Genomic DNA, 24,867 nt, shown 5'->3' on the forward strand with positions numbered 1-24,867 from the left:
CATGCATCGCTCCCCGCCCCCACCCGCCGCGCCGCCCCTGGTGGTGATCGTGGATGACGACCCGTCGGTGCGCGCGTCGCTGGACAGCCTGCTGCGCTCGGTTGGGCTGCAGACGCGGTTGCATGCGGCCCCTGGCGAGCTGGGTGCACAACCACTGCCCGATGTACCCGGCTGCATCGTACTTGACGTGCGCCTGCAGGGCGTGAGCGGGCTGGATGTGCAGGCCCAGCTGGCTGCCCAGGGCGTGGCCCTGCCGGTGGTATTCATGACCGGCCACGGCGACATTCCGATGACGGTGAAGGCGATGAAGGCCGGCGCGGTGGATTTCCTGGCCAAGCCCTTCCGCGACCAGGACATGCTGGACGCGGTGACCGCAGCCATCGAGCGCGACCGCCAGCGCCGCCAGAGCGATGGCGCGCTGGATGGCGTGCGCGCGCACTACGCCACCCTGACCAGCCGCGAACGCGAGGTGATGGCACTGGTGGTGTCGGGCCTGATGAACAAACAGGTGGCCGCCGAACTGCAGTTGAGCGAGATCACGGTGAAGATCCACCGCGGCAACGTGATGCGCAAGATGGGCGTGCGCTCGCTGGCCGAGCTGGTGCGCCAGGCCGAAGCCCTGGGCATTGGCCACTGAGCACAGGCCGCGCCCGGGCCGCTACCCACACCTGCGTATGATGGTGGCCGCCGCGCGACTGCGGCATAAAGGACACCAGCCAAGCCCGGACCCGTTGCGTCCGGGGTGGCACGAAGGAGTCCCACATGTTTCCGCCCCCCCTCATCGCGATCGTGGACGACGATGCCGGCGTCCGCGCGTCGCTGTCCAGCCTGATGCGTGCGCTGGGCTACGCCGTGCGTGCCTACGCCCACGGCCAGGCACTGCTGGACGACAGCACGCTGCCCGCCCCCGCCTCCATCATCAGCGATGTGCAGATGCCCGTACTCGATGGTGAACAACTGCAGGCGCAGCTGCACGCGCGCGGTGCGGTGCCGCCGATGATCTTCCTGACCGCCTTCCCCACGCCCGCGGTGGAACAGCGCGTGCGTGCGTCCGGCGCGGTCGCGTTCCTGCGCAAGCCGGTAGACGCCGATGCTCTGGCCGATTGCCTGCAGCGGCTGCTCGACGCCGGCGATCACACCAAGGTATGCCCCGGCGAACCGAGCGTGTGATGTTGCGCGAAGCCCCCCAGGCGTAGCGTGGAGCTCGTTCCCACCCACCCCTGAGGAGTTACCCGGATGAGCACTGTCACCACCCCCGATGGCGTCGAGATCTTCTACAAGGACTGGGGCCCGAAGGAGGCCCAGCCGATCGTCTTCCACCATGGCTGGCCGCTGTCCAGCGATGACTGGGACACGCAGATGCTGTTCTTCCTGGCCAAGGGTTTCCGCGTGGTGGCCCATGACCGTCGCGGCCACGGCCGTTCGGCCCAAGTGAGCGAAGGCCACGACGTGGATCACTACGCCGCCGACGCCGCGGTGGTCATGCAGCACCTGGACCTGCGCAATGCCGTGCACATCGGCCATTCCACCGGCGGTGGCGAAGTGGCGCGCTACGTGGCCCGCTACGGCCAGCCGCAGGGCCGCGTGGCCAAGGCGGTGCTGGTCAGCGCGGTGCCGCCGATCATGCTGCGCACCATGGCCTACCCCAAGGGCCTGCCGATCGATGTGTTCGATGGCCTGCGCGCTGCGCTGGCAGCCAACCGCTCGCAGTTCTTCCTGGACCTGCCCGGCGGCCCGTTCTACGGCTTCAACCGCGAAGGCGCACAGGTGGTGCCCGGTGCCATCCAGAACTGGTGGCGGCAGGGCATGGCCGGCAGCGCCAAGGCGCACTACGAGGGCATCAAGGCCTTCTCCGAAACCGACTTCACCGACGACCTGAAGGCGATCACCGTGCCGACCCTGGTGCTGCATGGTGACGACGACCAGATCGTGCCGATCGATGCAGCCGCGCGTGAGTCGATCAAGCTGCTGGCCAACGGCACGCTGAAAGTCTACCCGGGCTATCCGCACGGCATGCTGACCACCCACGCCGACGTGATCAATCCGGACCTGCTGGCCTTCGTGCAGGGCTGAGGTCCATCCGCGCGGGCAATGCAGCAGGCCCGCGCATCTTTCCGCCAGGAGCCGCGTCATGTCTTCCTCCCCCACTGCGGTCGGCGCCACGCGCGCCGCACCGTTGTTCGCCATGGCCGTGGCCGCCGGCCTGGGCGTGGCCAACATCTACTACAACCAGCCGATGCTGGCGGCCATGGCCCATGACCTGGGCGACGTGCGCGTGAGCAGCTGGATACCTGCGTTGACCCAGCTGGGCTATGCCGCCGGCCTGCTCCTGCTGCTGCCGCTGGGCGACCGCCACGAACGGCGGCGGCTGATCGTGCTGCAGTTCCTGGCGGTGGCGGTGGCCTTGGTCGTGTCTGCGCTGGCGCCAGGGCTGGCCACGCTGGCGATCGGCGCGATCGTGCTGGGTGCGGCCGCCACCGTGGCCCAGCAGATCGTGCCGTTCACCGCCCTGCTGGTCGAGCCGGAACGACGCGGTGCGGCCATCGGCACGGTGATGAGCGGCCTGCTGGCCGGCATCCTGCTCAGCCGTACGCTGGCCGGGCTGGTGTCGAGCGCCAGCAGTTGGCGCGCCATGTTCTGGCTGGGCGTGCCGCTGGCGCTGGGCGCGGCGCTGCTGATGGCGCGTTCGCTGCCACGGCATGCACCGCCGGGCCACCCGCCGGGCTACGGCGCGCTGCTGGGATCGTTGCGCACCCTGTGGCGCGACCATCCGCTGCTGCGCCGGGCCACCTGGGCGCAGGCACTGCTGTTCTCCTCGTTCTCGGTGTTCTGGACCACGCTGTCATTGCACCTGGCCGCGCCGCCGCTGCAGCTGGGCGCCGCCACGGCCGGGCTGTTCGGCATCATCGGCGTGGTGGGCGTGGCGATCGCACCGCTGGCGGGGCGCCTGGCCGACCGCCGCGGCCCGGCACCGGTGGTGCGGCTGGGCGTACTGGCCACCCTGGCATCGTGGTTGCTGCTGGGGCTGTGGCCGGGGCTGGGCGGTCTGGTACTGGGCGTGGTGGTGCTCGACTTCGGCGTGCAGGTGGCGTTGGTCAGCCACCAGCACCAGGTGTACGGCCTGCACCCGGAGTTCAAGAGCCGGCTCAATACCGTCTTCATGACCGGCATGTTCCTGGGCGGGGCGTTCGGCTCGTGGGCCGGCGCGCTGGCCTGGCATCACTTCGGCTGGACCGGCGTGGCGGTGTTCGGCGGTGCCTTGCCGCTGGCCGCGCTGGCGGTGCTGCAGTGGCGGCCGACGGTGCAGCTGGCACGCCACTGACAGGCAAAAAAAAACCCTTCCGCCCGGACCGGGCGGAAGGGTTGATGGCGCCAGCGCGGATTACTTGCGCTTGGCAGCCTTGCCCGCGGCCTTCCTGGCCGGCGCCTTCTTGGCGACAACCTTCTTGGCCGGTGCCTTCTTGGCAGCGACCTTCTTGGCCGCGACCTTCTTCAGCGGTGCAGCCTTCTTGGCCACGGTCTTGCGGGTGGCGGCGACCTTCTTGCCGACAACCTTCTTGGCGGCCGCAGTCTTCTTGGTGGCGACCTTCCTGGTGGCGGCAACCTTCTTGCCGACGGCCTTCTTGGCCACGGCGGTCTTCTTGGCCACGGCCTTCTTGGCAACAGCAACCTTCTTGCCGACAACCTTCTTGGCGGCGGCGGTCTTCTTGGTGGCGACCTTCTTGGTCACGGCAGCCTTCTTGCCGGCCACCTTCTTGGCGGTCGCAACCTTCTTGCCCGCCACCTTCTTGGCGGCGGCAGTCTTCTTGGCGACGGTCTTCTTGGCCACGGCAGCCTTCTTGGTGGCGGCCTTCTTCACGGTGGCGACCTTCTTGCCGGCAGCCTTGGTGGTCTTCTTGGCCGCAGCGGCCTTCTTGGTCACGGCCTTGCCGGCAGCCGCCTTCTTCTTGGCCACTTCCTTCTTCAGGGCAGCGGCTTCGGCCTTGGCGTTCTTCTTGGCGGTTTCCAGCTTCTTCTTCGCCTTGGCAACGGTCTTGCCGACCGACTTGGCAGCCTTCTCGGCCTTCTTGGCAACGGTCTTTTCGACCTTGGCCACAGCCTTCTTGGCCTTGGCAACGCGGGTACCGGCAGCCTTGGTGGCGCGCTTGACGGTCGTCTTGACCGACTTCACGGCGTCTTCGGCGGCGTGGGCGATGGTCTCGCCAACGTTGGTGGCGGTTTCTTTGACGTTCTCGACGGCGTCGGTCACGACCGACACACCATTACCGTTGCTCATGTTGCCCTCCTGGGGGCCTGGATTATCAAAACGGGGCGATGCTATACCGACAATCGCCGTCGTGGAACGGGTCACGCTTCTGTAGTCGCATCCTGTGCGACGCGGCTGCTGTATGCAAACACCACAATCGGGCCGCGCGTCATTCATCAAACCCCTTCTTTTCAGCGGTGCGCGAAAGTTCGGCTGCGCGCGGCAGTCGTGCATGCACGTGCGACCGCGCCGTGCCACGGCCGCCAGCGCGAGCGGCCACCGCCATGCTCATATGCGCGGAACTGCGCAAGTATCGCGCCGTGTCAGCATGTCGCTTCCGCCATGAAACGAGTCCCCGCTACGGCCGGGCGGCGTTGCATGTGCCTATCGTTTTTCATGGGCCATTTATCCGGATCGCGACACACTCATTCAGCTTGTTCTACCGTATAGGCCTACGGCCCCCACCCACGCCAACAATTTGACTGCCATGCGACCGCTACCCACCCTGCTCACGCTCGCCATTGCCGCAGCCTTCGGCGGCTTCGTTGCCACCGGCCTCAACGCGCACCTGGACAACCGTGCCGATGCAGCGCCGTTGCCGGCCGCAGTGCCCACCGCCGCAGCCCTGCCTGCGTCGGTGGCCGGGCAGGCGGTGCCCTCGCTGGCGCCGATGCTGGAAAAGGCCATGCCGGCGGTGGTCAGCGTCAACACCAAGCAGGTGGTGCGCGTGCGCAACCCCTTCTTCAACGACCCGTTCTTCCGCCGCCTGTTCCCGGACATCCCGCAGGAGCGCATCAACGAATCGCTGGGCTCGGGCGTGATCATCGATGCCAGCGAAGGACTGGTGCTGACCAACCACCACGTGATCGACAACGCCGACGACGTGCAGGTCACCCTGGCCGACGGGCGCACGGTGAAAGCCGAATTCCTCGGCTCGGACCGCGATACCGATATCGCGCTGATCCGCATCCCGGCGCAGAACCTGACCGACATCAAGCTGGCCGACAGCAACCAGCTGCGCGTGGGTGACTTCGTGGTGGCCATCGGCAATCCGTTCGGCTTCAGCCAGACGGTCACCTCGGGCATCGTCTCGGCGGTGGGCCGCAGCGGCATCCGTGGCCTGGGCTACCAGAATTTCATCCAGACCGATGCCTCGATCAATCCCGGCAATTCCGGTGGCGCGCTGGTCAACCTGCAGGGCCAGCTGGTGGGCATCAACACCGCCAGCTACAACCCGCAGGGCAGCATGGCCGGCAACATCGGCCTGGGCCTGGCCATTCCGTCCAATCTGGCCCGCAGCGTGGTGGACCAGCTGGTGAAGCATGGCGTGGTGGTGCGCGGCACGCTGGGCATCGAAAGCCAGAACCTGAGTGCGCAGATCGCCCAGGGCCTGGGTCTTGGCGAAACGCGCGGCGCGCTGGTTACCCGCGTGCTGGCCGGTTCGGCCGGCGCCAGCGCCGGGCTGAAGCCGGGCGACGTGGTGGTGTCGGCCAATGGCCAGCGCGTGGACAGTGCCGAAGCGCTGCACAACGTTGAAGGCCTGGCCGCGGTGGGCAGCGTGCTGACCCTGGATGTGCGCCGCGAAGGCAAGCCGCTGCAGATCAAGGCCACGCTTAAAGAGCAGGCGCGTGCGGTGACCGGCGACAGCCTGGACCCGCGCCTGGGCGGGGCGACCTTCGTCGATCTGCCCGAATCGCTGCGCCAGTCCGGCGTGGGCGGCGTACTGGTCAGCGAGGTCAAGCGCGGCAGCCGCGCCGCCAGCAACGGCCTGCAGCAGGGCGACATCATCGCCGAGGCCACGGTGGGTGAATTCGCCGACCTGGCCAGCTGGCGCGCCAATTTCCAGCAGCGCCCGCCGACGTTGGTGCTGCGCATCCTGCGCAACAATGGCCAGCAGCAGGGCCAGTTGGTGATGCGCTGATCGCCCCGCCGTAACACCCCCTATACCCGGCCAATGCTATTGCTACCCGTCCCATCGGCCGAACATCCGTTCGTCCCCCCATCGCAACAGGAGTGATTCGATGAGCCCCACCAATACCGAGAACCTGAAGGAACACCTGGGTGAAGCCGGTTCCCACCTGAAGCAGGCCGCCAGCGCTGCCGGCGGTGCGATCAAGGGTGCAACCGGCGCCGCCGGTGACGAACTGCGCATCGGCAAGGCCAACGTCAAGGCCGAACTTTCCGACAGCGCGCTGTCCGGCTTGGCCGCTGCCGAATTCGGCGGTGCCGCCGCCAAGGAACAGGTCGATGCGCTGATGGACAAGGGCAAGGATCTGGTGGACAGCGCCGCCGAGCTGATCCGTGAACGTCCGCTGGCCTCGTTCGGCGTTGCCTTCGCCGCCGGCTGGCTGATCGCCAAGCTGGCCAGCAGCAACAACAAGTAAGCCGCGGCGTGAGCGAAGACACCACGCAGGCTCCCGATCCGGCGGCGACCCCGCCGCTGGACGAGAGCATCCGCCAGGTCGGCGCGGCCGGCAAAGCCGCCGCCGATTCGGCCAAGCACTCGCTGCGTTCGCTGCGGCGCCTGGCCTCGGCCGACTTCGCCCTGGCCCGCAGTGCGTTCGGCCGTGCGCTGGCCTGGGCCGGGGTCGGTATCGTGTTCGGTGCCTCGGCCTGGCTGCTGATGGCGGCCACCCTCATCGCCCTGCTGCAGAGCTGGGGCCTGAGCTGGCTGCAGGCACTGCTGATCACCTCGCTGCTGAGCCTGGCGGTGACCGGCTACGCGATCTGGCGGGTGTCCTACTTCTTCCACCACACCGGCATGCATGCCACCCGGCGTCAGTTGTCACGCCTGGGCCTGTTCGATGAGCCCAGCGAAGATGACCCGGACGCCGATGTGCAGATCCCCGAGGGCAAGCCATGAAATTCGGCGCACTGCAGCGGCGGGTGAAACGCTGCGAACAGGTCGTGGCCGTACGCATGGCCGAAACCCAGGACAACTGGGGCGTGCTCAGCCAGGTCTGGCGACGCGGCTGGTCGCCGCTGCGCATCGTGGTGGTCGGCCTGGCCGGCGGCTTCGTGGCCGGCAAGCTGGAAGTGCCGGGCAAGGTGAATGGCGCGCGCTGGCTGCAGATGATCGGCTCGGTATCCAACCTGATGGCCAGCGGCCAGGCCGCGTTCGCTGCGGCGATGGCGGCCCATGCCGCCGATACCGCCGACGAGGCCGCCGAGACTGCGGATGCCGCCGCCGACACTGCGGCGGATACGGCGGCCGGGCAGGCCACGTCACGGCCGGCGCCTGCGGCCGCCCCTGGCGCGGCAGCGCCACGTGCGGCCGACGAGCTGCGCGTACCGCAGCCGGCCGAGGCCGCTACCGACGTCTCTGAACGTTGACACCGTGAACCCGCCGCGTTGATCGCGGCGGGACGATAATGCGCTTCCCTTCCCGGTCGGTGCGCCGATGAGCGAGCCCCTGTTGTCCCCCTCTTCGCCCGCGCCCGACGCGCCGCTGCCGCCGCCGTCTCGCCCGCGCGGGCCGATGTCGCTGGTGATCCTGGCCACTCTGGCCGTGGCGTACACGCTGTGGGCGGCGCAGGACATCTTCCTGCCCATCCTGCTGGCCATGTTCTTCGCCCTGGTGGGCAACCCGATCCTGCGCCTGCTGCAGAAACTGTGGATTCCGCGCGCACTGGGCGCGCTGTTGATCCTGGGCGCCGGGCTGGGGGTAACCACCGCGCTGGCCGTGCAACTGGTAGGCCCGGCCATGGACTGGGCGCAGGAAGCACCGCAGCAGCTGCGCAAAGTGGCGCGCCAGGTGCAGGACCTGACCAAGCCGGTGCAGCAGGCCAACCAGGCGGCGGAAAACTTCGCCCGCGTGGCTGGAGGCGAGAGCAGCCGCCGCGTGCAGGTCATCCGCACCCAGCTGGACGATCCCTACCGCATGCTGACCCGCGCCCCGCGCCTGGCCGCTTCGGTACTGGCGGTGGTGCTGCTCACCCTGTTCTTCATGATCTACGGGCAGAGCCTGCAGCGCGCGGCCATCGCGTTGTTCCCCAACCGCCAGCAGCAACGCTTCACCAGTGACATCCTGCGTTCGATCGAACGCGAAGTATCGCGCTACGTGCTGACCATCACCGTCATCAACACCCTGGTCGGCCTGCTGTTCGCCGGCGTGCTGATGCTGCTGGGCATCGGCCTGCAGGAAGCGCTGCTGTGGGGCACGGTGGCGGCGCTGCTGAATTTCGCACCGTATGTCGGCCCGCTGATCGGCGTGGCGCTGATGCTGCTGATGGGCTTCGTCGAATTCCGCGACCCGCTGCAGGCACTGCTGCCGGCCGCCGCCTATCTGGCCCTGCATACCCTGGAAGGCCAGCTGGTGACCCCCATCGTGCTGGGCCGGCGCATGAAGCTGTCGCCGCTGGTGCTGATCCTGGCGCTGATGGTGTTCGGCTGGGCCTGGGGCATGATCGGCCTGCTGCTGGCGGTGCCGCTGCTGGTCTGCATCAAGCTGGTGCTGGCGCGGCTGGAAGGCATGCAGGGCTGGGCGCGGCTGCTGGAATGAAAGCCCGGCCGCGCGGGCGTAGAATGGCGGGGTGAACTTCCCTGTCCTTGCCATCACCCTCGACCTCGACGACACGCTGTGGCCGTTTGCTCCCATCGGCGCCCGCATCGACCAGGTTCTGTACGACTGGATGCGTGAACACAGCCCCGCCACCGCCGCGATGTATCCGGTGGCAGCCATGCGCGAACTGCGCGAGCGCTCGTTCCGCGACAACCCGCACCTGCATTTCGACCTGAGCGCGTTGCGCCGGCTGACCCTGCAGGAAGCGCTGCAGAACAGCGGCGCCAGCCTGGATCTGCTGGAGCCGGCGTACGAGGCGTTCTACGCCGCGCGCAACCAGGTGGAGTGCTATCCGGACGCGCTGGATGCGTTGGCCCGCATTGCCGCGCGCGTGCCGGTGGCCGCACTCAGCAACGGCAACGCCGATCTGGAACGCATCGGCCTGGCCCATCACTTCGCCTTCCAGCTGGGTGCCCGCGAACACGGCGCCGCCAAGCCGGAACCGAGCATCTTCCATGCCGCCTGCGAACGTCTGGGCGTGGCCCCGGCGCAGGTGCTGCACGTGGGCGACCACATTGAAATGGACGTGGCCGGCGCGATCGCCGCGGGCCTGCGCGGCTGCTGGATCAACCGCGAAGCGGCCACCTGGAATCATCCGCAGCTGCAGCCTGACCTGCAGTTCGACACCCTTACCGGCCTGGCCGATTGGCTGGATGCCAACCTCGACGCCGCCGCACCCCGGAGTAGCTGACGCATGAGCGAGATCACTGGTTTCACCGCTTCCACCGCCACCGCCCTGCCGCTGTACGTGCTCGACCGCAGCCAGTTCGAGGCGTGGAAGGCGACCCAGCCGGCGGCCACCCAGGCTTGGCTGGGCGCACAGGGCTTCAACGCCGCCGCGCACAGCGTGGCCCTGCTGCCGGGCAGCGATGGTCTGGCCGGTGCGGTGATCGGCGTGGGCGACCGTGCCGATGCCTACAGCTATGCCCATGCCCCGCACGCCCTGCCCGAAGGCAGCGTGTGGCAGCTGGCCAGCGAACTGAGCGCCGACGAACAGGCCCTGCTGCAACTGGGCTGGGGCCTGGGCAGCTACCGCTTCGACCGCTACCGCAAGCGCAACCGCGCACCGGCACAGCTGGTGGCCGCGCCGCAGGGTGAAGTGGCCGACCTGATCGCCGCCAGCCTGCGCGTGCGCGACTGGGTGAACACCCCCACCGAAGACATGGGCCCGCAGCAGCTGGAAGATGCAGCGCGCGCCTTGGCCGACGCCCACGGTGCGCAGGTCGAAGCGATCACCGGCGATGCCCTGCTGCAGCAGAACTTCCCGGCCATCCACGCCGTCGGCCGTGCTTCGCACCGTGCGCCGCGCCTGGTGGTGCTGCGCTGGGGCAAGGAAAGCGATCCGGCGCTGGTGGTGGTCGGCAAGGGCGTGTGCTTCGACACCGGCGGCCTGGACATCAAGCCCGCCGATGGCATGCGCAACATGAAGAAGGACATGGGCGGCGCCGCCCACGCCCTGGCCCTGGCCGGGCTGGTGATGGCGCAGCAGCTGCCGGTGCGGCTGACCCTGCTGGTACCGGCGGTGGAAAACGCGATCGGCCCCGATGCGTTCCGCCCCGGCGAAGTCATCGCCACCCGCAAGGGCCTGAGCGTGGAGATCGACAACACCGACGCCGAAGGACGGGTGATCCTGTGCGATGCACTGACCTTCGCCAGCGAACAGCAGCCGGACCTGGTGCTGGATTTCGCCACCCTGACCGGTGCGGCGCGCATCGCGCTGGGCCCGGACCTGCCGGCGCTGTTCAGCAACGACGACAGCGTGGCCCAGCAGTGGCTGCAGGCCGGCGATGCCACCCGTGACCCGGTGTGGCGCATGCCGCTGTGGCGCCCGTACCTGCGCTATCTGTCCAGCGGCGTGGCCGACCTGGCCAACGCCGGTTCGCGCATGGCCGGTTCGGTCACCGCCGCGCTGTACCTGGAACGCTTCCTGGCCGAAGGCCAGCGTTGGGCGCACCTGGACGTGTACGCCTGGAACGACGGCGAACGCCCGGGCCGTCCGGCCGGTGGCGAAGCGCTGGCGCTGCGTTCGGCCTGGGCCATGCTGAAGGCGCGTTACGCCTGATGACGCCGCCGGGCATGGCCCGGCGCTGCCGGCCCTGACGGGCCGGCAAATCTGACAAAAAATTGAATACCGGGCCTGGAAGGGTTCTGCGAGGATGTGCGGGTCGACCACCCACACGATCCGTGAAGGCAGGAACCCGACCATGCCCTTGTTCCGCTTTACCCGCGCCGGCCAGGGGCCGCGCTCGCCCCGCCCGCACACGCCGCTGCCGTGGATCGCGCTGATCGCGCTGATACTGGGCGGTGTTGCGCTCCTCTTCGCCTGGCTGGCCGGCTGGATCGGTGACCGGCTCACCGCGCAGCGCTTCACCGACACCATTGAAGCCACCGGCCCGGCCCATCCCGGCTTCCGCCGTGCGCACAGCAAAGGCATCTGCGTAAGCGGCTGGTTCGAACCCAGCGCGCAGGCACGTACCCTGTCCAGCGCGCGCGTGTTCTCGCAGCCGCGCGTGCCGGTGATGGGCCGCCTGTCGATCGGCGGTGGCGATCCCTACGGTGCCGACAACACCGCGCGCGTGCGCAGTCTGGCCGTGCAGATGGTGAGCGATGACGGCCAGGAATGGCGGATGGCCATGAACAGCTTCCCGTTCTTCGCCGTGCCCACCGCCGAAGCCTTCTTCGAACAGACCCGCGCCGGCATTCCGGACCCGGCCACCGGCAAGCCCGACCCGGCGAAGATGGCCGCCGTGCTGGCGAAATACCCCAGCGCGCAGGCGTTCCAGCAGTGGGCCAGGACCGCGCCGTGGACCAGCAGCTGGGCCGACACCACCTACAACAGCGTGAACAGCTTCTGGTTCACCAACGCCCAGGGACAGAAGCGCGCCGTGCGCTGGCGCTGGCAGCCGCAGGCGCCGGTGGTGGACATGGATGCCGAGGCCCGCAAGCAGGCCAGCGTCGATTTCCTCAGCCAGGAACTGCGCCAGCGCCTGGCCAGCGGCCCGGTGCGCTGGAACCTGGTGGTCAGCACCGCCGCCGCCGGCGATGCCATCGACGACCCGTCGGTGCCGTGGCCCGAATCCCGCGAACAGGTGGTGGCCGGCGTGCTCAGCCTGGACCGCATGCAATCGCAGGAAGAAGGCGCCTGCGGACAGATCAACTTCGATCCGCTGATCCTGCCCAGCGGCGTGCGTGGCAGCGACGACCCGATCCTTGCCGCGCGCTCGGCGGTGTACTCGCAGTCCTTCAACCGCCGCGAACGCGAACGTGCCGCCGGCAACGTCGAACAACCGAAGGAGGCCGCACGATGAGCACCGGCAACGGCCACTTCAACCTGCTGGCGCGGCTGCTGCACTGGACCATGGCGGTGATGATCGTGGCCATGCTGTTCATCGGCGTGACCATGGTCGCCTCGTTGCACCTGCGGCCGATGCTGATCGACCTGCACCGGCCACTGGGCGTGGCGATCTTCGTGCTGGTGCTGCTGCGCCTGTACAACCGCCTGCGCCACCGGCCGCCACCGTTGCCGGCCGATCTGCCGGCCTGGCAAGTGCTGGCGGCGAAGGCATCGCACTGGATGCTGTACGGGCTGATGCTGGCGATGCCGCTGATCGGCTGGGCGATGCTGTCGGCGGGCGGATACCCGATCACCCTGTGGGGTGGCGTGCACCTGCCGGCGCTGGTGCCGCACAGCCCAGCGCTGTATGCCGCCCTGCGCAATGCGCACAGTCTGCTGGCCTACGTGCTGTTCGCCACGGTGCTGATGCACGTGGGCGCGGCGCTGTTCCACCTGTGGGTGCGCCGCGACGGCGTGTTCCAGGCCATGGCCCGCGGCAAGGACTGAAGGAGTAGCGCCGGGCCATGCCCGGCGGATCGTTTCCGCTCCTGCGGGCGAACAGCAGCCGAGCATGGCTCGGCTCTACAGAAAGCGCGCACCGCGCTGCAGAAGCAGCGCGGAACGGCGTAGCCGGCCCGCAGGGTGGCGCACATGGATGTGCGCCATCAAGAAATTAACCAAAGAAACGCTCCGCCATCCGCGAGCCGGCGCTGCGCGCCGGTACTCTGCGGTGCTCGGCTCGCTACAAGGCGGAAACATCAACAGCCACAGCCGCGAGTGCCGGCATGTAGCGGAAGCCGCGCAAAGCACTTCGCTTTCTGTAGAGCCGAGCCATGCTCGGCTGCTTCCCCCCCCCCCCCCCCCCGTAGAAACCGCCCGCCGGGCATGGCCCGGCGCTACCGGTGCCTACAGCCAGCCTTTCTGCCGCGCCAGCCGGTACGCTTCGATGCGGTTGGCCACGCCCAGCTTGCCGATGCATTCGGACAGGTAGTTGCGCACCGTGCCGTGCGACAACCCCAGCTGTTCGGCAATCTCGCTGGCGCTGCGGCCTTCGCCGGCCAGGCGCAGCACGCGGCGCTCGCGGTCGGTCAGCGGGTCGGCCTGCGACCAGGCATCCAGCGCCAGCTGCGGGTCGATTGCCCGGACGCCCTGCTGCACCTTGCGCAGCGCCTCGGCCAGATTCTCCGCCGGCGCGTCCTTCAGCAGATAGCCCAGCACGCCCGCTTCCAGCGCGCGGCGCAGGAAACCGGCACGGGCGAAGGTGGTCACGATCACCACCTTGATCGGCAGTTCCTGCCGCGCGATGCGCTGGGCCAGCTCCAGACCGGTCAGGCCCGGCATCTCGATGTCGGTCACCAGGATGTCCGGCTGCAACTGCTGCAGCATCCGCCACGCCGTTTCACCATCGGCCGCACTGCCCAGCACCTCGATGTCCGGTTCCAGGCCCAGCAGTGCCGACAACGCACCCCGCACCATGGCCTGGTCTTCGGCCAGCAGGATACGGATCATGCGGCGCCCTCCTGCGGCAATGCTGCCGTGGCCACCGGCACCGTGGCAGCGGCCAGTGGAACGCGCACGGTCAGCACGGTGCCCTCGCCACGCGGCGACTGCACGGCCAGCGCACCGGCCAGCGCGGCCACCCGCTCGCGCATGCCGCACAGCCCGTTGCCTTCAGCCTGTACCCCACCACGTCCGTCATCGCGTATCTGCATCACCAGTTGCCGCCCTTCCTGCATGAACTCGACCTGCGCCTGCGTGGCCTGTGCATGGCGCACGATGTTGGTGGCCGCCTCGCGCAGCACCAGCGCCAGGCCGCGCTCCACCTCCACCGGCATCGGCGGCGGCACGCTGTACTGCAGATGCACCTGCTGGCACTCCAGCAGCAACCGCGCCGAGGCCAGCTCACCGGCCAGATCGCTGGCACGGATGCCGGTCACCGCGCTGCGTACCTGCGCCAGCGCTTCGCGGGCAATCGCTTCGGCTTCGCCGATCTCCTGCCGTGCACGTTCGTCCTGGCGGTCGTACAGCTTGCGCGCCAGTTCCAGCTTCAGCGTGATCAGCGACAGGGTATGGCCCAGCAGGTCGTGCAGGTCGCGGCCGATGCGCTCGCGCTCGGCGGTGGTGGCCAACCGCCGCACTTCGTCCTGGGAAAGCTGCAGCGCCACGTCGCGCTGGTGGCTGAGCGATTCCACGTTCACCACCAGGCCAACGATGAACGAAACCGCCGGCATCCACACCAGCGCCTGCCAGGGGTAGCCGAAGTACAGCGCGGCAGTGCCGAACAGCAGGTTCAGACCGGTCAGCTGAAGCAGATACACCCACCAGCCGCCGCGCCCGCTCATGCGCAGCAGCACGCAGCCGAACACGAAGTAGCTCAGGCCCGATGGGTACCAGGGCAGCAGCACCAGCGCCATGGCGACCATCGCCAACGCGTAGCGCCAGGCATGGTGGCGCGGTGCCAGCATCACCCGCGCGTACAGCAGCAGGAACAGCGGATAGCTGACCAGGGTGATGAACAGCCAGCGCAGGGTGAAGCCATTGCCCAGCACCGGGGTCAGGAAGATCCACACCGACCACAGCAGGTGGATGGCGCCGCTCCACGGCGACTTGCCCCGCCGCAGCAGGTCGGCCACCGATGAATCCGGCGCAGGGCGCAGCAGCGACGCAAGCCAGTTCGATGGCACGGGGGAATCCAGGCGGGAATGATCGCTGTCGATCATGCCAGTTCAGCCGATCCGACGCAGGCGGCGGCGCGCCAGCAGCAGGGCGGCCGTGGCCACCGCCAGCAGCGCCAGCAGATGGCCCAGCGTGCTGCCGGCGGCGGGCTGCCCCACTACCGGCAACGCCAGCTGCGCCAGGTGCCAGGTCGGCCACAGCGGCGCCACGGTGGAAAACACCTTTGGCAACGCCGCCAACGGCAGCCACAGGCCGGACAGCAGGGCCAGCGGCAGGTACACCAGGTTCACCACCGCCGGCGCCGCGCTGGCACCCACGTGACTGCCGATCAGCAGACCGATGGAACCCAGCGGTACGGCGGCCAACGCCGCCACCGCCAGCAGCTGCAGGATCTGCAATGGCAGCAAGCGCACGCCGCCGAACGCATGGGCCACCGAAACCAGCAGCGCGGCGATCAACGTGGCGAACAGCATCGCCATCGCCAGCCGCGCCAGCAACGGCGCCGCCGCCGGCATCGGTAGCGCGCGCTTGAGGGTCAGCAGCCCGCCTTCGCGGTCCAGCGCCAGCTGCACGCCAAAGCCGAACAGGGCAGGCGCCATCGCACCGAACACGCAGTAGGTCGCCAGCAGGTACAGCGGCGCCTGGCCACGCCCCAGCAGCACGCCGAACAACAGGTAGAACAGCACCGGAAACAGCAGCGAGGGCAGCACGAAGGCCGGCGTCCGCCAGGCGCGGCGAAGCTCGGCCCGCAGTTCGGCGGCATAGGGGCGCAGCGCGGTACGCCAACCGCCTGCGCGGGTGGCGTCAGGGTGGACGAGGGTGTTCATGCTGCCTCCCGGGTCATATCAAGGAATGCGTCGGCCAAGGCGGCGCCCTGCACTTCCAGTTCCTGCAGCTGTGCATCGGCGGCCAGCAGCCGTGCCACCACCGGTTCGGCCGGGCTGGCCAGCACCTGCAGATGCGCGCCGTCGCGCTGCGCCTGCTGCACGCCCGCCCAGTGCTGCACCACTTCGACAGCCAGCGCGCTGCGGCAGCGGATGCGGCGGGGCCGGTCGGCCAGGCGCAGCTCGACCAGGGGAGCGTCGGCCAGTACCCGGCCGCCTTCCAGCACTACCACGCGCTGCGCCAGGGCCTCGGCCTCCTCCAGGTAATGCGTGGTAAGCAGCACGCCGCAGCCTTCGGCCACCTGCTGCCGGATTGCCTGCCACATCACCTGCCGGGCCTGGATATCCAGGCCAGTGGTGGGTTCGTCCAGGAACAGCACGCGCGGTCGTCCACACAGGGCAATGGCGAACTGCACCGTGCGCTGCTGGCCACCCGACAGCTGACCATAGCGGCGGCGGGCCAGATCCTGCAGGCCGGTGCGCTGCAGCACCTCGGCCAGCGGCATCGGATCGGGATAGCAGGCGCTGGCCTGCGCGACCAGTTCATCGACCTGCAGCATCGGCGGCAGGTTGGTGCTCTGCAACATCAGCCCCAGGCCAAGGCGGCTGGCGCGCTGCTGCGGGTCACCGCCCAGCAGCTGCACCTGCCCGGCATCGGCGCGGCGCAGGCCCAACAGCACGCTGATCGCGGTACTCTTGCCGGCACCGTTGCGGCCCAGCAGCGCCAGCACCTGGCCAGCGCGCACCTGCAGGTCGATGCCGTGCAGCGCGGTGTGGTCGCCGTAGTGCACCTGCACCTGCTGCAGATGGGCCAGCGACGGGGGAATCGGATCCATGGGCGGTGCCGGTAGCGGGGACGTTGCCATCCTGTGCCGCCGTGGTCACATCCGGCAGTTGCCGCCGTCAGGAACATCCAATGACAGCTGTCACTGCCCCTGCTGCCGTGCCTGCCGTCATGCTGTGCCGCACGCTCCACCGCCGGAACCGCCGCTGTCCGCGCTTCCGGTCACACCCGCCCGAACGCCTGTGATGGAACGCAATGAACGCTTCTGCCGAATTGTTGAAAGAACTCCGTATCGACCGCGGCGCGCCGCCACCCCCGCGCGGTAGCGGCGGTTCGCGCCGCTGGCTGTGGATCGCGCTGGCGCTGCTGGTGCTGCTGCTCGGCGGCGCGGCCTTCCTGCTGTTCGGCCGCGAACCGGCGGTGGAAGTGAGCACCGCCCCGGCGGTGGCCATCCAGCAGGGCAGCGCCAGCAGTTCGGTGCTCGACGCCAGTGGCTACGTGGTGGCCCGGCGCATGGCCACGGTGTCGGCCAAGATCACCGGCAAGGTGCGCGAAGTCATGATTGAAGAAGGCATGCGGGTGGAGGCAGGCCAGATCATGGCCACCCTGGACCCGATCGATGCCGATGCGCAGCGCAGCCTGTCGGCGTCGCAGGTGCAGGCCGCGCGTGCGCAGGTGGCCGGCCTCGCAGCCCAGCAGCGCCAGGCCGCCGCCGAAGCCCGCCGCCTGCAGGCGCTGGTGGGCCAGCAGCTGGTCTCGCGTTCGCAGTACGACCAGGCCGTCGCCCAGCGCGACAGCCTGCGCGCCCAGCTGGAAACGGCCCAGCGCAACGTCAAGGTCGCCAGCGACCAGCTGGCCATTGCCGACCTGGGCGTGGACAACAACATCGTGCGCGCGCCGTTCTCCGGCGTGGTCACCGCCAAGGCCGCGCAGCCGGGCGAGATCGTCTCCCCGCTGTCTGCGGGCGGCGGCTTCACCCGCACCGGCATCGGCACCATTGTCGACATGGATTCGCTGGAAATCGAAGTCGAGGTCGGCGAGGCCTTCATCGGCCGCGTGCAGCCGAAGATGCCGGTGGAAGCCACGCTCAATGCCTACCCGGAGTGGAAGATTCCGGGCGAGGTGATCGCCATCATTCCCACCGCCGACCGCGGCAAGGCCACGGTGAAGGTCCGCGTGGCGCTGAAGGTGAAAGACCCGCGCATCGTGCCGGAGATGGGCGTGCGGGTCAGCTTCCTGGAACAGGCGCCGCAGGCCTCGGCCAGCAAGCCGCAGGGCGTACGCGTGCCGGATGGCGCCGTGGTGCAGCGCGACGGCGCGGCGGTAGCGTTCGTGCTGGGCGACGCCGACCGCGTGCAGCAGCGCAGCGTGCAGGCCGGCCAGGCGATGGGCAAGGACCGCCAGCTGCTGAAGGGCGTGAGCGCCGGTGAGAGCGTGGTGGTCAGCCCGCCCGACACCCTGCGCGATGGCGCCAAGGTGACAGTGAAGCAAGCGCAGTAACGGCCTGGCGCCCATGTGGCGCCGCCGGCAACACCGCTCGACGCATGCCCCGGCCAGCGGCCGGCGCGCCCACCCGTTTCCCGCCTTCCGTGGAGAACCACCCATGTCGACCCTGGTTTCACTGCGCAACATCACCAAGACTTACCAACGCGGCCCGGAAAAGGTGCAGGTACTGCACGGCATCGACCTGGACATCGCCCGCGGTGACTTCGTCGCCCTTATGGGCCCTTCCGGTTCGGGCAAGACCACCCTGCTGAACCTGATCGGCGGCCTGGACAACCCCAGCGGCGGCGAGATCAGCATCGAAGGCGAACGCATCGACCAGATGAGCGGCGGCCAGCTGTCCACCTGGCGCAGCCACCACGTCGGCTTCGTGTTCCAGTTCTACAACCTGATGCCAATGCTGACCGCGCAGAAGAACGTGGAACTGCCGCTGCTGCTGACCCACCTCAGCGCGGCCCAGCGCAGGCGCAATGCCGAAATCGCGCTGACCCTGGTGGGCCTGGCCGACCGCCGCAGCCACCGCCCCAACGAACTGTCCGGCGGCCAGCAGCAGCGCGTGGCGATCGCCCGCGCCATCGTTTCCGACCCCACCTTCCTGATCTGCGACGAACCCACCGGCGATCTGGACCGGCAGTCGGCCGAGGAGATCCTGGGCCTGCTGCAGCAGCTCAACCGCGAACACGGCAAGACCATCATCATGGTTACCCATGACCCGAAGGCCGCCGAGTACGCCACGCACACGGTGCACCTGGACAAGGGCGAGCTGGCCGACGCGCCGCTGGCCCACTGACGGAGGCCACGGCGATGAAATACTTCTCGTTGGTGTGGGCGCAGCTGTTCCGCAGCCGCACCCGTACCCTGCTGACCCTGCTGTCGGTGGTGGCCGCGTTCCTGCTGTTCGGCATGCTCGATTCGGTGCGCGTGGCCTTCAATTCCGGCGGCAGCGTGGAAGGTGCCAACCGCCTGATCGTCGCCTCGCGCCTGTCCATCACCCAGTCGCTGCCGATCCGCCTGGAACCCCAGGTGCGCCAGGTGGCCGGCGTGCGCGACGTGGCCTATGGCATGTGGTTCGGTGGCATCTACCAGGACCCGAAGAACTTCTTCCCCAACTTCTCGGTGTCGCCCAACTACTTCGATGTCTACCGCGAACTGCAGATCGACCCGGCGCAGCTGGAAGAGTGGAAGCAGACCCGCACCGGCGCCATCGTCGGCGAAACGCTGGCCAAGCAGTTCGGCTGGAAGATCGGTGACACCATTCCGCTGCAGGCCACCATCTTCCCGCGTGGCGGCAGCAACGACTGGCCGCTGGAACTGAAGGGCATCTACCGTTCCAAGGACCGCGCCCAGGCCGGCAACGAAGAACGCCAGTTGATGATGAACTGGAAGTACTTCGACGAATCCAACGATTACATCAAGAACCAGGTGAGCTGGTATACGGTCACCCTGGACAACCCGGACCATGCCTCGCGCGTGGCCCAGGCCATCGATGCGATTTCGGCCAACTCCGACCACGAGACCAAGACCCAGACCGAATCGGCCTTCCAGCAGGCCTTCGTCAAGCAGTTTGCTGACATCGGCATGATCGTGACCTCGATCATGGGCGCGGTGTTCTTCACCCTGCTGCTGCTGACCGGCAACACCATGGCCCAGGCCGTGCGCGAACGCGTGCCGGAGCTGGCCACGCTGAAGACGCTGGGCTTCAAGGACAGCACCGTGCTGGCGCTGGTGATGGTGGAATCGGTGCTGCTGATCGGCCTGGGCGGCCTGATCGGCATGGGCCTGGCCGCGCTGATCCTGCCGGCGATCGGGCCGAAGAGCATGGGCATGCTGCCGCCCCACGTCCCCACGCCCACCTGGCTGGTGGGGCTGGGCCTGATCGTGGTGATCGGCATCATCGTCGGCCTGCTGCCGGCGTTGCGCGCCAAGCGCCTGAAGATCGTCGACGCACTGGCCGGTCGCTGAGGAGGACACCCCATGAACAAGCTCAAGAAGTGGTTCGGCAACGCCTTCACCGTGTTGCTGCTGGCGGTGGGCCTGGTGCTGTGGATCGGCCTGCCCTGGTTCGGCGTGCTCGCCGTGGCGGTGCTGTTGGCGTTGTGGCTGCTGCTCACCCGTGGCGGACGGCTGGCGCTGGCCGCCACCCGCATCGGCGTGGCCAGCCTGCCGCAGCGCTGGGGCGCGTCCTCGGTGATCGTGGTCGGCATTGCCGGCGTGGTCGGCGTGCTGGTGGCCATGCTGGCCATGGGCGAAGGCTTCCAGGCCACGCTCAGCAACACCGGCGATGACACCACCGCCATCGTGCTGCGCGGCGGTTCGCAGGCGGAAACCAACTCGGTCATCACCCGCGAACAGGTGCCCACCCTGTCCACCCTGCCCGGCGTGGCGCGCGATGGCGAAGGCCGCCCGCTGCTGTCACCGGAACTGTCGCAGGTGGTGAACCTGGTCTCGCGCGCCGACGGCACCGACGTCAACGCGCAGTTCCGCGGCGTGGGCCCGCAGGCCTGGGCCGTGCATGACAAGGTGAAGATCGTGCAGGGCCGCAGGTTCAACGCCGGCCTGCGCGAGATCGTGGTCGGCCAGGGTGCGCAGGGCCAGTTCCGCGATATGGAAGTGGGCAAGACCCTGACCCTGGGCAACCAGAGCTGGACCGTGGTGGGCGTGTTCGCCACCGGCGATGCGCACGATTCGGAGCTGTGGACCGACGCCGATACGCTGGCCACCACTTACCAGCGCAGTGCCTGGCAGTCGATCAGCGTGCGCACCGAAGGCAAGGCCAGCTTCGAGCAGTTCAAGGCCGCCGTTGCGGCCGATCCGCGCCTGAAGCTGGATGTGGAAACCACCCGTGCGTACTACAGCAAACAGGGCGGTGGCCTGACCAAGCTGATCGACATCCTTGGCAAGGTGATCGGCACGATCATGGCAGTGGGCGCGGTGTTCGGCGCGCTCAACACCATGTATGCGGCAGTGGCCACGCGTGCGCGCGAGATCGCCACCATGCGCGCGATCGGCTTCCGCAGCCTGCCGGTGGTGACCGCGGTGATGCTGGAAACCATGCTGCTGGCGCTGCTGGGCGGGCTGCTGGGCTGCGCCGTGGCGTGGCTGGTGTTCAACGGCTACAGCGTGTCCACGATCGGCAGCAACTTCAGCGCGGTGGTGTTCAAGTTCCATGTGTCGCCGGAACTGCTGTGGACCGGATTGAAGTGGGCACTGGGCATCGGCCTGGTCGGCGGGTTGTTCCCGGCCCTGCGTGCGGCGCGGTTGCCGATCACCACGGCGCTGCGCGAAACCTGAGCATCACGCAGCGGTGGACTGCGCATCACGCAGGGGGACGGAGCGAGGGCTCCGTCCCTTTTTCGTTCCTGGACTCAGGAATCCACCGTTGCAACATCGGATGGCGGGCTCCGCAGGGCCAGATGCTGGCGAAGAACCTCCTCCGGCGCGTACGCCGTGCCCAGCGGGTGCTGCTCACCCGTCTGCCGGTCGACGAAGATCGGGCCATTGCCGGCCAGCGCATCGGAGAGCTCGCCGGATTGCAGGTAGCGCAACGACTGGAAGCAGAACAGCCAGCCTTCGACCACCTCATGCTCATGCGTGATGGCAACCGGCTCATCGCCATTGGCAAGTGCAGCCTCCACGCGACGGCGTGCTTCTTCGAGCTGGATCATTCCTTCGTTTCCTGTTTTCGATGACAGCGCGAAGAGCATTTCATGCGGGTAGACGCATCGCAACGGGTGAACACCTGCGTACAAATACGCACTGCGGCGTGTTGTCGCAGCCACTCAAGCCTGCCGGTTTCGTGCCGCTATCGATGCCTCTGCGCACGCAAAACACGCCCCGGGTGATGCCGCGCACACACAACCTGTGGATTGTTGGTTGCCATTCATGTTCGGCGCGATGTAACACGCCGGGACAAACAGTTACGAATGAAAACACTCTAGAATCGCGCCCCCCACGTTGGTTTGCAGCACCCTCCGCGCCCACAGAACGGGCGCATGTTTTTTCTGAAACACGAGATTTCACGGATGTCCCTGAAGACCACCCCGCTGCGCAACGCCATCGTCATCGCGCTTGCTGCCAGCTGCACCACCCCCGCCTTCGCACAGGATGCGGGCGACACCACCACCAACCTCGACCGCATCGAAATCACCGGCTCGCGCATCCGCCAGGCCAGTGTCGAAACCGCCCAGCCGGTGGTTGCGCTGAACCGCGCCGAGATCGAGAAGAAGGGCTACGTCAACGTTGCCGACATCCTGCAGGACGTGACTGCTGCCGGTTCGCCGAGCATGAGCCGCGCGTCCTCGCTGACCTCCTCGCGCGATTTCGGCGGCATGTATGTCAGCCTGCGCAACCTGGGCCCGGAACGCAGCCTGGTGCTGATCGACGGCCGCCGCATGGGCGTCAGCGCCGGCGGTTACTCGGACCTGGCCTCCATCCCTTCGGCCATCGTCGAGCGCGTGGAAGTGCTGACCGACGGCGCTTCGGCGCTGTACGGCTCGGACGCCATCGCCGGTGTGGTCAACATCATCACCCGCAAGAACTTCGACGGTGGCGAAGCCAGCGTCTACGTCGGCCAGTACGGTGAAGGCGACGGCCAGAAGCGCTCCTACAGCGCGACCTTCGGCAAGACCTTCGACCGCGGCTGGTTCAGCGTGGGTGCCGAGCGCACCAAGGAAGACGAAGTGATGGGCGGCGCGCGCGAGTTCAGCCGCTACGTCAATGGCCCGCGCCACCCCAACGATGGCCTGAACGGCACCACGCCCTGGGGCAGCGTCACCGTGGGTGGCAAGGCGCTGACCGTCGGCCCGGGCGGTGACCCGGCCAATGCAGCAAACTTCCACGCACCGAACCCGGCCGATGGTGCCAACACCAAGACCAACATGAGCCTGCTGACCGGCCTGGAGCGCACTTCGGTGTTCGCCAACGGTGGCTTCTCGTTCACCGACAACCTGCGCCTGGTTGCCGATGCGATGTACAGCAAGCGCGAATCGACCAAGCACCTGGCCGGCTACCCGTACTCGGTCACCGCGGCACAGGCGCGCAACGGCACCCGTGCCGCGCTGTCCAAGGACAGCGCATTCAACCTGTGGCAGCAGGACGTGCTGTTCTCGCACCGCACCGAAGAAATGCTGCGCGGTACCGAGAACAACCTGGAAACCAAGCGTGGCAGCCTGGGCCTGGAAGGCAGCTTCGAAACCGGTTCGCGTTACTGGGACTGGAACGTCAGCTACACCTACAACCGCAATGAAGGCGAGCGCGTCGGCACCGGCAGCATGTACCAGCCGAACGTGAACCTGGCCGTGGGCCCGTCGTTCATCGAAAACGGCGTGGCGTACTGCGGTACCCGCGATGCGGTGATCGCCGGCTGCGTGCCGTGGAACCCGGCCGCGCCGATGGGCTACACCGGCCCGGGCTCGCTCAGCAACCAGGACGTGCAGGACTACCTGTTCACCCGCTTCGTGGACAAGAGCCAGACCACCACCAAGGTGGCCAGCGCCAACATCTCCGGCTCCCTGTTCTCGCTGCCGGCCGGTGACATCATGGCCGCCATGGGCTTCGAGCACCGCACCGAAGAAGCGCGCTACACCCCGGACCTGATGGTGCAGAACGGCCAGATCGCCGGCACCAGCGGCCAGCCGACCCAGGGCGACTACTCGCTCAACGAGGTCTATCTGGAACTGCAGGTGCCGCTGCTGGCCGACATGGCCTTCGCCCGTGAACTGTCGCTGGACGTGGCCGGTCGCTATTCGGACTACAACAACTTCGGTTCCACCACCAACAGCAAGTTCGGCCTGAAGTGGAAGCCGATCGACAGCCTGCTGGTGCGCGCCACCTACGGCACCGGCTTCCGTGCGCCGACCGTGGACGACCTGTACGGCGGCACCGTCAGCAGCCGCGATTCGTTCACCGATCCGTGCGATACCTCCTTCGGCACCGCCGCCACCAGCGCCACCGTGGCGGCCCGCTGCAAGGCGCTGAACGTGCCGGCCAACTTCCGCCAGCTCAACAGCGATGGCAGCGTGGCCAGCAAGCCGGGCCAGCAGGCCACCACCGACTTCAATTCGGGTTCCAACCCGGACCTGAAGCCGGAAACCGCCAAGACCTGGACCGTCGGCCTGGTCTACAGCCCCGACTTCGTGCAGGGCCTGGACCTGAGCCTGGACTGGTGGAAGATCCGCATCGACAACGCCATCGTTGGCGAGTCGGCCACCAACATCCTGGAACAGTGCTACGTGCAGGGTTCGGACGCTGCGTGCGGCCGCTTCACCCGCGGCAGCAACGGCCAGGTCAATGCGCTGGATCGTTCGCTGGTCAACGCCGGCTACCGCGAAACCGCTGGCTATGACATCAGCGCGCGCTACCGCCTGCCGGAAACCGCGTTCGGCAAGTTCGCTGTCACCTGGAACACCACCTACACCGACTACCTGGAGCAGCGTAACGACAACGCCGCGACCACCCCGGTGGAACAGCTGACCAGCTGGGGCGGCAACTTCCGCGTGCGTTCGACCTTCAACCTGGACTGGCAGTACGGCAACCTGGGCATCGGTTGGACCGCGCGCTACTACTCCAGCATGAAGGAGAAGTGCTCCTACATGGACGAGTGCAACATTCCGGGCTTCAGCTCGGCCTACACCGATGCCTCGCCGACCAACAAGGTGGGTTCGAACACCTTCCACGACCTGCAGGTGCGTTACGCACTGCCGTGGGATGGCACCGTTTCGCTGGGCCTGAACAACGTGTTCGACCACCAGGGTCCGATCATGTACAGCCAGCCGAACAGCAGCTTCGTCTACTACGGCGGCTTCGACATCGGTCGTTTCATGTACATGAAGTACCAGCAGCGCTTCTAAGCACTGCACCCGCGTTCCCGTTCCGGCCAAC

General features: G+C 68.1%; 24 protein-coding genes. 18 read left to right on the forward strand and 6 right to left on the reverse strand.

Annotated features, from left to right (window positions below; all coding sequences use genetic code 11):
• Position 1 precedes the first annotated feature (1 nt).
• The 4 genes from RTY46_RS11365 (at position 2) to RTY46_RS11380 (ending at position 3,322) form a co-directional block, all read left to right on the forward strand.
• Positions 2–637, forward strand: coding sequence for a response regulator transcription factor (locus RTY46_RS11365; protein WP_312708463.1), 636 nt, complete (start codon positions 2–4; stop codon positions 635–637).
• Between the two features lie 125 nt (positions 638–762).
• A complete protein-coding gene (locus RTY46_RS11370) occupies positions 763–1,170 on the forward strand; it encodes a response regulator (protein ID WP_312708464.1) in 408 nt (135 codons plus the stop codon).
• Between the two features lie 66 nt (positions 1,171–1,236).
• Positions 1,237–2,073 (forward strand): alpha/beta hydrolase, encoded by an 837-nt coding sequence (locus RTY46_RS11375; protein ID WP_312708465.1) that lies wholly within the window; start codon positions 1,237–1,239, stop codon positions 2,071–2,073.
• 58 nt (positions 2,074–2,131) lie between these two features.
• Positions 2,132–3,322: an MFS transporter gene (locus tag RTY46_RS11380; protein WP_312708467.1), complete on the forward strand. Its 1,191-nt coding sequence runs from the start codon at positions 2,132–2,134 to the stop codon at positions 3,320–3,322.
• A gap of 60 nt (positions 3,323–3,382) precedes the next feature.
• On the opposite strand, the gene RTY46_RS11385 is transcribed toward RTY46_RS11380, so the two are convergent.
• A complete protein-coding gene (locus RTY46_RS11385; RefSeq protein ID WP_312708468.1) occupies positions 3,383–4,276 on the reverse strand; it encodes a histone in 894 nt (297 codons plus the stop codon).
• Positions 4,277–4,733: 457 nt separating this feature from the next.
• Between RTY46_RS11385 and RTY46_RS11390 the strand changes: the two genes are divergently transcribed.
• The 9 genes from RTY46_RS11390 (at position 4,734) to RTY46_RS11430 (ending at position 12,648) form a co-directional block, all read left to right on the forward strand.
• Positions 4,734–6,167, forward strand: a complete 1,434-nt coding sequence (locus RTY46_RS11390) for a Do family serine endopeptidase (protein ID WP_312708469.1) — start codon at positions 4,734–4,736, stop codon at positions 6,165–6,167.
• Between the two features lie 100 nt (positions 6,168–6,267).
• A complete protein-coding gene (locus RTY46_RS11395; protein WP_108748190.1) occupies positions 6,268–6,630 on the forward strand; it encodes a hypothetical protein in 363 nt (120 codons plus the stop codon).
• An 8-nt stretch (positions 6,631–6,638) separates the two neighbouring features.
• The gene (locus RTY46_RS11400) at positions 6,639–7,109 is read left to right on the forward strand and encodes a phage holin family protein (RefSeq protein ID WP_108751902.1); all 471 of its coding nucleotides are present in this window, start codon (positions 6,639–6,641) and stop codon (positions 7,107–7,109) included.
• Positions 7,106–7,579, forward strand: a complete 474-nt coding sequence (locus tag RTY46_RS11405; RefSeq protein WP_312708470.1) for a protein sip-5 — start codon at positions 7,106–7,108, stop codon at positions 7,577–7,579. The genes RTY46_RS11400 and RTY46_RS11405 overlap by 4 nt, the downstream gene beginning before the upstream one ends.
• A 67-nt stretch (positions 7,580–7,646) precedes the next feature.
• Positions 7,647–8,747: an AI-2E family transporter gene (locus RTY46_RS11410; RefSeq protein ID WP_108751900.1), complete on the forward strand. Its 1,101-nt coding sequence runs from the start codon at positions 7,647–7,649 to the stop codon at positions 8,745–8,747.
• A gap of 31 nt (positions 8,748–8,778) precedes the next feature.
• Entirely contained in the window at positions 8,779–9,498 is a 720-nt protein-coding gene (locus tag RTY46_RS11415) for an HAD family hydrolase (protein WP_312708471.1), read from the forward strand.
• Positions 9,499–9,501: 3 nt separating this feature from the next.
• Positions 9,502–10,869, forward strand: coding sequence for a M17 family metallopeptidase (locus RTY46_RS11420; protein WP_108755164.1), 1,368 nt, complete (start codon positions 9,502–9,504; stop codon positions 10,867–10,869).
• Positions 10,870–11,011: 142 nt separating this feature from the next.
• Positions 11,012–12,115, forward strand: coding sequence for a catalase family peroxidase (locus RTY46_RS11425; protein ID WP_312708472.1), 1,104 nt, complete (start codon positions 11,012–11,014; stop codon positions 12,113–12,115).
• A complete protein-coding gene (locus tag RTY46_RS11430) occupies positions 12,112–12,648 on the forward strand; it encodes a cytochrome b (protein ID WP_312708473.1) in 537 nt (178 codons plus the stop codon). The genes RTY46_RS11425 and RTY46_RS11430 overlap by 4 nt, the downstream gene beginning before the upstream one ends.
• A 399-nt stretch (positions 12,649–13,047) precedes the next feature.
• Here RTY46_RS11430 and RTY46_RS11435 read toward each other — a convergent pair whose 3' ends face one another.
• From RTY46_RS11435 to RTY46_RS11450, 4 genes are read right to left on the reverse strand one after another with little or no spacing between them, the layout of a single operon-like run.
• Complete coding sequence (locus RTY46_RS11435) at positions 13,048–13,650, reverse strand: response regulator transcription factor (protein WP_108748182.1); 603 nt, start codon at positions 13,648–13,650, stop codon at positions 13,048–13,050.
• Positions 13,647–14,861, reverse strand: a complete 1,215-nt coding sequence (locus tag RTY46_RS11440) for a sensor histidine kinase (protein ID WP_312708474.1) — start codon at positions 14,859–14,861, stop codon at positions 13,647–13,649. Before RTY46_RS11440 ends, RTY46_RS11435 begins: the two co-directional genes overlap by 4 nt.
• A gap of 6 nt (positions 14,862–14,867) precedes the next feature.
• Positions 14,868–15,644: an ABC transporter permease gene (locus RTY46_RS11445; RefSeq protein ID WP_312708475.1), complete on the reverse strand. Its 777-nt coding sequence runs from the start codon at positions 15,642–15,644 to the stop codon at positions 14,868–14,870.
• Positions 15,641–16,537, reverse strand: a complete 897-nt coding sequence (locus RTY46_RS11450; RefSeq protein WP_312708476.1) for an ABC transporter ATP-binding protein — start codon at positions 16,535–16,537, stop codon at positions 15,641–15,643. Before RTY46_RS11450 ends, RTY46_RS11445 begins: the two co-directional genes overlap by 4 nt.
• Before the next feature lie 203 nt (positions 16,538–16,740).
• Here RTY46_RS11450 and RTY46_RS11455 point away from each other — a divergent pair, with 203 nt between their 5' ends.
• The 4 genes from RTY46_RS11455 to RTY46_RS11470 all read left to right on the forward strand — a co-directional run bounded on the left by RTY46_RS11455 (position 16,741) and on the right by RTY46_RS11470 (position 21,279).
• The gene (locus RTY46_RS11455; RefSeq protein WP_312708477.1) at positions 16,741–17,985 is read left to right on the forward strand and encodes an efflux RND transporter periplasmic adaptor subunit; all 1,245 of its coding nucleotides are present in this window, start codon (positions 16,741–16,743) and stop codon (positions 17,983–17,985) included.
• 103 nt (positions 17,986–18,088) lie between these two features.
• A complete protein-coding gene (locus tag RTY46_RS11460; RefSeq protein WP_099551499.1) occupies positions 18,089–18,778 on the forward strand; it encodes an ABC transporter ATP-binding protein in 690 nt (229 codons plus the stop codon).
• A gap of 14 nt (positions 18,779–18,792) precedes the next feature.
• A complete protein-coding gene (locus RTY46_RS11465; protein WP_312708478.1) occupies positions 18,793–19,950 on the forward strand; it encodes an ABC transporter permease in 1,158 nt (385 codons plus the stop codon).
• 12 nt (positions 19,951–19,962) lie between these two features.
• Positions 19,963–21,279: an ABC transporter permease gene (locus tag RTY46_RS11470; RefSeq protein ID WP_312708479.1), complete on the forward strand. Its 1,317-nt coding sequence runs from the start codon at positions 19,963–19,965 to the stop codon at positions 21,277–21,279.
• A gap of 74 nt (positions 21,280–21,353) precedes the next feature.
• On the opposite strand, the gene RTY46_RS11475 is transcribed toward RTY46_RS11470, so the two are convergent.
• On the reverse strand, positions 21,354–21,653 hold the full coding sequence (locus tag RTY46_RS11475; protein ID WP_312708481.1) for a YrhB domain-containing protein: 300 nt from the start codon (positions 21,651–21,653) through the stop codon (positions 21,354–21,356).
• A gap of 357 nt (positions 21,654–22,010) precedes the next feature.
• Between RTY46_RS11475 and RTY46_RS11480 the strand changes: the two genes are divergently transcribed.
• Entirely contained in the window at positions 22,011–24,836 is a 2,826-nt protein-coding gene (locus RTY46_RS11480) for a TonB-dependent receptor (RefSeq protein WP_312708483.1), read from the forward strand.
• The last annotated feature ends 31 nt before the right edge of the window (positions 24,837–24,867 follow it).

Source organism: Stenotrophomonas sp., from assembly GCF_032056425.1.
In the GTDB taxonomy this organism is placed as follows: domain Bacteria; phylum Pseudomonadota; class Gammaproteobacteria; order Xanthomonadales; family Xanthomonadaceae; genus Stenotrophomonas.